Here is a 6,239-nt window from a genome sequence, read left to right on the forward strand (position 1 = left end):
GGCGCGGAGATGGCCAAGCATGCTGCGTTCACTACCGCCACGGGCATTCCGATCTACTTCTGCGATCCTCAAGCGGACTGCCAGTTTCTTCGGGGCGGAGCTCGAGGCCCAGCAGCACAAGAAGTAGCCGCGTTCATCGACGCCCACCGCGACGTCGTCGTCGCGGGTCGGCGTCTGGGGGTCGAGCTCATCTGCAGCGTGGCGCAGATGGCCCCGAGCAGCTACTACGAGGCCAAGAAGCGTCAGCCCTCGGCTCGTGTCCAGCGCGATGAGGTGATGGGTCCGGTGGTGTGCCAGCTCTGGGAGGACAATTTCCGGGTCTGCGGCGCGCGGAAGATCTGGAAGGCCGCCCTGCGTGGTGGTCACGACATCGGTCGTGACCAGATCGCCCGGCTGATGCGCGCTGCCGGCATCAAAGGTGTGCGGCGCACCAAGCGGGTCCGCACCACCAGGCCCGACCCGGGCGTGGCGCGGCACCCGGATCTCGTGGGCCGCGACTTCACTGCCACGGCCCCGAATCAGCTGTGGGTCACCGACCTGACCTACGTACTGCACTCTCAGACCAGTACCCTCGCGGGGAGTGCCGTCGGCTTCTGAACTCCGGCTGCTCAATAGTCCTGTGCACTACCCGCGCTCTTGCTCAGTAGTCCTGTTCCCGAATGGGAGGCAGGAGCGACGAAGGCCGGCCACCAACTCCGAGGTGAGGGGGGCGGGCCGGGCGTCACGGAGATTGCCTGTCACATTGATCGGCCGCGCCTCCCTCTGCGAGACGTAGAATAGATGACGGGTTATGTGACAACTTCCGTGAATTTCAGGATGTGCGGGCCAGCTGTCACGTAAACGGTCGTACAAGTGATGGAGATGAAGCTGATGCTGGTCGGGTACATGCGGGTCTCCAAGGCCGACGGGTCCCAGACCACCGACTTGCAACGCGACGCCCTCATCGCCGCAGGTGTCGACCCGGAAGCCCTGTATGAGGACAAGGCTTCCGGCAAGACCGACGACCGCCCCCACCTGGCTGCCTGCCTGAAGGCGCTCCGGTCCGGGGACACGCTGCTGGTGTGGAAGCTGGACCGGCTCGGCAGGGACCTGCACCATCTGGTCAACGTCGTGCACGACCTCACCGAGCGGGGTGTGGGTCTGAAGGTCCTCACCGGCCAGGGCGCTGCAATCGACACCACCACCGCCTCCGGCAAGCTGGTGTTCGGGATCTTCGCCGCCCTGGCCGAGTTCGAACGCGAGCTGATCTCCGAACGCACCAAGGCCGGCCTGGCCTCCGCCCGTGCTCGGGGCCGCAACGGCGGCCGCCCGTGCAAGATGACTCCGGCCAAGATCCGTCTGGCCATGGCTTCAATGGGCAAGAAGGACACCAACGTCAGCGCGCTGTGCAAGGAGTTGGGCATCACCCGTCAGACCCTCTACCGCCACGTCTCACCTACCGGTGAACTCCGCGAGGCCGGTAACAAGGTGTTTGCGCAACGTCGATGACCGCCGCGGGCCACGGATCTATGTCCAGCCGATTCCGAACCGCGACGCCGATGGCGACCTGTCCAGGGGTGTGCCGCATGGCGCCCCGTCACCGGGACAGACCACCGGACAGGGCATACGGGACGCTGCCCGAGGCGTTCCTCCGCTCGTCCACGTCAGCGGCGGGTGTGTCCGGTGGGGGTTCCTCGACTGGGACGGGGAAGTGCCGTGAGCCCCGCTCGGCCTACTTGGCTGCGGGCGGCGTCGGTCCGCCCAAGACGCGGTAGGTGGTCTGGACCATCCCACCGTCGAGAACCGCGGCTCCAACTCCGCGCGACGATCCGGTACCGGAACAGTCCCGGCAGATCAACCGCCTGCCGAGGTCGACGGATGTAGTGGGGTTGTGCTCCGCTGTGAGATTCGCCAGTCGTTATCGGTGCGCGTGAAGACTTGAGTTGTGTCGAGGACCTGCTTGAGCCGGTACTGCCCGTCGGGAGACCGTTCGTGCAGGAACAGCAGGGCGGTGAGCTCGACCTCGTTGCTGGCGTGGCGGCGTAGGACCTCGTTGGCGATCAGGTGGACGGTGCATCGGTCTTCGGACTCGCGCTTGGCGAGGAACGCGGCGATCTGGTCGTGGCCGTGCAGCCGCTTCCCGCGGGCGTCGATAGAGGCATCGGGGCGGAACAGGGCCAGCGCCTGGGTGGCGTGGCCGGAATCGATCGCGGCGAGGAAGTCGACGAGGACAGCGTGACACTGCGCCACCGCTCCCTCCGCAGCGGTGCCGTCACGGCCATCCGGACCAGACGGGCTGGCGGTCACCGTTCACCACCCGGCTCGGGCCGTGCCAGGGGCGGCATGGGCGGCCCGCCGGGGTTCCAGGCGTCGAGGAACGCTGCCTGCCCAGCGGCGTCGACCAGTTCGATGCGGGCGCCGATGCTGTCCAGACGGTGGTAGGTGAACCGGCTGCCGTAGGGGCAGGCGTCGAACTCGGTCGGGGCCCCTTGTTCGCTGAGGTGCTGCTGGTCGCGTGGGAGGTCGGCCGACCAGTAGCCGAGGTGGTCGAACCGCGGACCGGCCGTGGCATCCCACGGACTGCCCGGCGGGCCTTGGATGATCTCGAAGAACGGCGGCCCGCCGGTGGAGAAGACGATGCGATAGTCCCACTCGCCGAGTCTGCCGGATCGCACCGGGCTCCAGGACACGCCCACGGTGTGGGACAGGTCGGCGGTCGCCTGCTCGAGATCGGTCACGACGAAGCACAGATGGTAGAAGGGGGACATCAGGGTCGGCTCCTCTCAGATGGCGCAGCGGCTGCGGCGGCTGCGCCGCCGCTCGGTTGGTGGGCCGATGGGAAGGCGTGGCGCCGACCCATGGTTGCTGTGACCAGTGTGGCGGCGAAGATCGTCAGGCTGATCCAGGCCAGCGTGTCGGTGCCCGAGCCGAGCGCGAGACCGCCCAGTGCAGCGCCGGCGGCCATCCCGGCGTTCAGGACGGTGACGAGCATGGCCTGGGCGACATCGAGGGCGGGCCCGGCGGCGTTGGCGCTGGCGGCTTGGAACATGGTGGGCGCCGCGCCGAGGGCCAAGCCCCAGCCGGCGACCGTGATCACCACGACGCCGCTGACTGCTCCGGCGGTAGCGAAGGCGAGCATGCAGCCGGCGAACAGGGCCAGGACGCCGAGCACGACGCCGCGCAGGTGCCGGTCAATCAGGACGCCGGCGACCCACAACCCGGCCAGCGCGGCCACACCGAAGACCAGCAGCAGCGCTCCGATGTGCCCGGCCAGCTCGGCACGGTCCAGCAGCGGGGCGATGTAGGTGTAGAGGTTCATGTGTGCGACCTCGAAGGCGAAGGCGGCGGCGAGGATCACGAGCAGACCGGGGCGCAGCAGGACCCGGTGCACTGGATGCCTGCGCCGGTCGGCGGCAGCCTCGCCGGGGAACGCCGGGACCTTGACCAGTGCCCAACTGGTCACCAGCACGGCGAGGGCGGCCATGGTGGCGAAGGTGAACCGCCAGCCGAACACCTCGCCCAGCGCAGTGCCGGCAGGCACCCCGAACGCCAACCCCAGCGGCACCCCGGCCATCGAGACCGCCAGCGCGCGGCCCTTCTGGGTCTGGTCGACGAGCCGCATCGCGTATCCGGCGATCATCGCCCACTGCACCCCGGCGGCCAGCCCGGCGATCAGCCGAGCAGCCAGGGTGAGCCCGTAGTCGGAGGAGACCGCGGTGAGGAGGTTCACCAGGCCCACGACCACGGTCGTGGCCACCAGCAGCCTCCGGCGGGGCCAGCCGCGGGTCAGGGCGGTCAGCGGCAGCGCGGCGAGCATCGACCCAAACGCGTAGACGGTCACCAGCTGTCCTGCCTCGCCCGCCGAGACGCCCAGACCGGCGCTGACCTGGGGCAGCAGCCCCGCCGGGACCGTCTCGGTCAGCATGGTCAAGAAGCCGGTGGCGGCGAGTGCGAGCAGCCCGCCAAGTGGCAGACGCCGTCCCTCGGCGCCACCAACCTCAAGCCTTGTCGTCGTACCTGCTTGGGCGCGCAGCGGGTCGGTTCCGAATTCGTTGGTCATGCCTCCAGCGTTGAGGCCACCGACTCAGATGTCCAAGTCACAGTTGCGCTCACACCCAGCGTGGATCACGCTGAATAGGTGGAGCTTCGACAACTGGTCTACTTCGACGCGATCGTCGCGCACGGCGGGTTCACCCGCGCCGCCGAGCACCTGCACGTCGCCCAGACCGCCGTGTCGGCCCAACTACGAAAACTGGAACGCGAGCTCGGCGTCAGCCTGCTCACCCGAACCACTCGTCGCGTCACGCTGACCCACGCCGGCGAGCTCGTGCTCGGCCGGGCCCGCCGGATACTGCACGAGATCGACGGCATCCGCGTCGATGCCACCGAGGTGTCCAGCGTGCTGCGCGGCCAGGTGCGTATCGGCGCGGTCGACGCCGTCGAGCCGTTCGACCTCGACGGCGCGCTGGCCGCCTTCACCAGCCGCTACCCCGACCTCGCGCTGCGCCTGCGCACCAAGCCCACCGGCGCAGAACTGCTCACCGCACTCGACGCCGACGACCTCGACCTTGTGCTGGCCCCAGCTCCCCACGACCTTCCGGACACGTACTCGGCACACACCCTGTTCACCGAGCAGCTGGTGATCATCACCGCCGTCGACCATCGCCTCACCCGCACCGCTTCGGTGGCACTCACCGAGCTCGGGGACGAGCCGTTTGTCAGCTTCCAGCCCGGCACCGGCCTGCGCCGGATCCTCGACGAGGCAGCCCGCACTGCGGGCTTCACGCCCCACGTGCCGTTCGAGACCACCAGCCTGACCCGCATGCGGGGCCTGGTCAGCAACGGACTCGGCGTCGCCCTCGTCGCAGAATCTGTCGCCGCAACAGCCGGACCAGCGGTGAGCATCCACGAACTGCATCCCGACCCGATCCACCGCTCAATCGCCCTGATCCACAGCGAACGTCACACGCTCAGCCCCGCCGCGCAGGCTTGCCGCGGACTCCTCCTCCGGTGGCGTCGACCTGCTCGGACGCAATAACGAACACGCGGCCCACAGGAGGATCCAGTATTGGGAATGGGCGCCGGAGCCCGCACCGCGGGGGTTTCGTGAGCTCGCCATCGAATCTGCGGCCGTCAAGCCGTCTGGTTGGGTAGTGGTGCGAACTCGGGCACCATCGTGGTCACTCGATGGTGACGCCGGTCAGTCGTGCCGAAAGATCCCACAACCTGGCCGCTTGGGCGGGGTCGGCGGCGTGGCCATGGACGCCGCCGTCATCCATAGCGGCGCCGGCCGTGGCGCGGTGAGCGATGTCGCAGTCTTCGCAGTAAACACCGCCGAGTCCGTCCAGTTGGGTGCTGGTGGCGGCCCAGACGCCTGTGGCTGCGCCTTGCTCGGGGGCCTTGAACGTGGGGTCGACGACGGTGCCTGCCCGGTCGATCCAGCCCTGCGCTACTTGTTCCTCGGTGCTCATGTGGCGTTGTAATGGGGTCAGGATCTTGCCTGGGTGCAGCGAGAAGGCGCGCACCCCGCTCCGGGCGCCGAGGGTGTCGAGGTGTAGCGCGAAGAGCGCGTTGGCGGTCTTGGACTGGGCATAGGCCAACCACTTGTCGTAGCCGAACTTGAAGTGGATGTCGTCCCAGCGGATGCCCGACAGCGCGTGTCCGGCCGAGGAGTTCACCACCACCCGAGCGCCGCCGGTGGCGGCAAGGGCTGGCCACAGCCGGCCGACCAGGGCGAAGTGACCGAGGTGATTGATCGCGAGGTGGCTCTCCCAGCCCGGTCCCACGCGCCGTTCCGGGGTGGCCATCACCCCAGCGGCCGCGACCAGAACGTCGATCGACCGGCCGGTGGCCAGGATGCGGTCGGCGAAACCGCCGATGCTCTCCAGGTCGGCGAGGTCCACATCCTCGACCTCGACGTTCGGCATGCCGGCCAGTTCAGCCCGAGCGACGTCGGGGCGTCGGGCGGGTACCACCACCCGGGCGCCGGCGGTGGATAGGGCTCTGGTCGTGGCGCGGCCCAGTCCGGAGTAGCCACCGGTCACCACCGCGGTGGTGCCGGCCAGGTCGATGCCGGCCAGGACGTCGCAGGTGGTGCTGGTGGCGTCGAGGCCCGAGCCGATCGGGTGCTGTGCAGTCGTCATGACGATGACGCTAGAAGCTAGAGCGTGGTCTAGTTCAAGCGCTAGCTGTACTTCCCCGTGACGTTGTGAACGCGTTGTGAGGGTGTTTGGCCGCCGATGCCGGTGTGGGGTCTGTGG

Annotated in this window: 6 protein-coding genes and 1 pseudogene; 3 read left to right on the forward strand and 4 right to left on the reverse strand. The window is 68.7% G+C overall.

The genetic code is table 11. The features are described from left to right. Positions 1-84: 84 nt before the first annotated feature. Both GWK18_RS12640 and GWK18_RS12645 read left to right on the forward strand, forming a co-directional pair. Positions 85-549 (forward strand): annotated as a pseudogene (locus GWK18_RS12640) (IS3 family transposase); the annotation flags it as partial. A 321-nt stretch (positions 550-870) separates the two neighbouring features. After that, positions 871-1,488: a recombinase family protein gene (locus GWK18_RS12645; RefSeq protein ID WP_166835684.1), complete on the forward strand. Its 618-nt coding sequence runs from the start codon at positions 871-873 to the stop codon at positions 1,486-1,488. A 345-nt stretch (positions 1,489-1,833) separates the two neighbouring features. Here the strand turns inward: GWK18_RS12645 and GWK18_RS12650 are convergent, their stop codons facing one another. From GWK18_RS12650 to GWK18_RS12660, 3 genes are read right to left on the reverse strand one after another with little or no spacing between them, the layout of a single operon-like run. Beyond that, the gene (locus GWK18_RS12650) at positions 1,834-2,229 is read right to left on the reverse strand and encodes a nuclear transport factor 2 family protein (protein WP_166835669.1); all 396 of its coding nucleotides are present in this window, start codon (positions 2,227-2,229) and stop codon (positions 1,834-1,836) included. A gap of 53 nt (positions 2,230-2,282) precedes the next feature. Then, the gene (locus GWK18_RS12655) at positions 2,283-2,747 is read right to left on the reverse strand and encodes a VOC family protein (protein ID WP_166835672.1); all 465 of its coding nucleotides are present in this window, start codon (positions 2,745-2,747) and stop codon (positions 2,283-2,285) included. Next, on the reverse strand, positions 2,747-4,039 hold the full coding sequence (locus tag GWK18_RS12660) for an MFS transporter (RefSeq protein ID WP_166835675.1): 1,293 nt from the start codon (positions 4,037-4,039) through the stop codon (positions 2,747-2,749). The genes GWK18_RS12655 and GWK18_RS12660 overlap by 1 nt, the downstream gene beginning before the upstream one ends. Before the next feature lie 78 nt (positions 4,040-4,117). On the opposite strand from GWK18_RS12660, the gene GWK18_RS12665 reads away from it, so the two are divergent. Next, positions 4,118-5,017, forward strand: a complete 900-nt coding sequence (locus GWK18_RS12665; RefSeq protein WP_166835678.1) for a LysR family transcriptional regulator — start codon at positions 4,118-4,120, stop codon at positions 5,015-5,017. A gap of 142 nt (positions 5,018-5,159) precedes the next feature. On the opposite strand, the gene GWK18_RS12670 is transcribed toward GWK18_RS12665, so the two are convergent. Continuing rightward, a complete protein-coding gene (locus GWK18_RS12670; RefSeq protein ID WP_166835681.1) occupies positions 5,160-6,122 on the reverse strand; it encodes an SDR family NAD(P)-dependent oxidoreductase in 963 nt (320 codons plus the stop codon). Positions 6,123-6,239 lie beyond the last annotated feature (117 nt).

The sequence above is a fragment of the Kocuria sp. JC486 genome, from assembly GCF_011602805.1.
Classification (GTDB): Bacteria; Actinomycetota; Actinomycetes; order Actinomycetales; family Micrococcaceae; genus Kocuria; species Kocuria soli.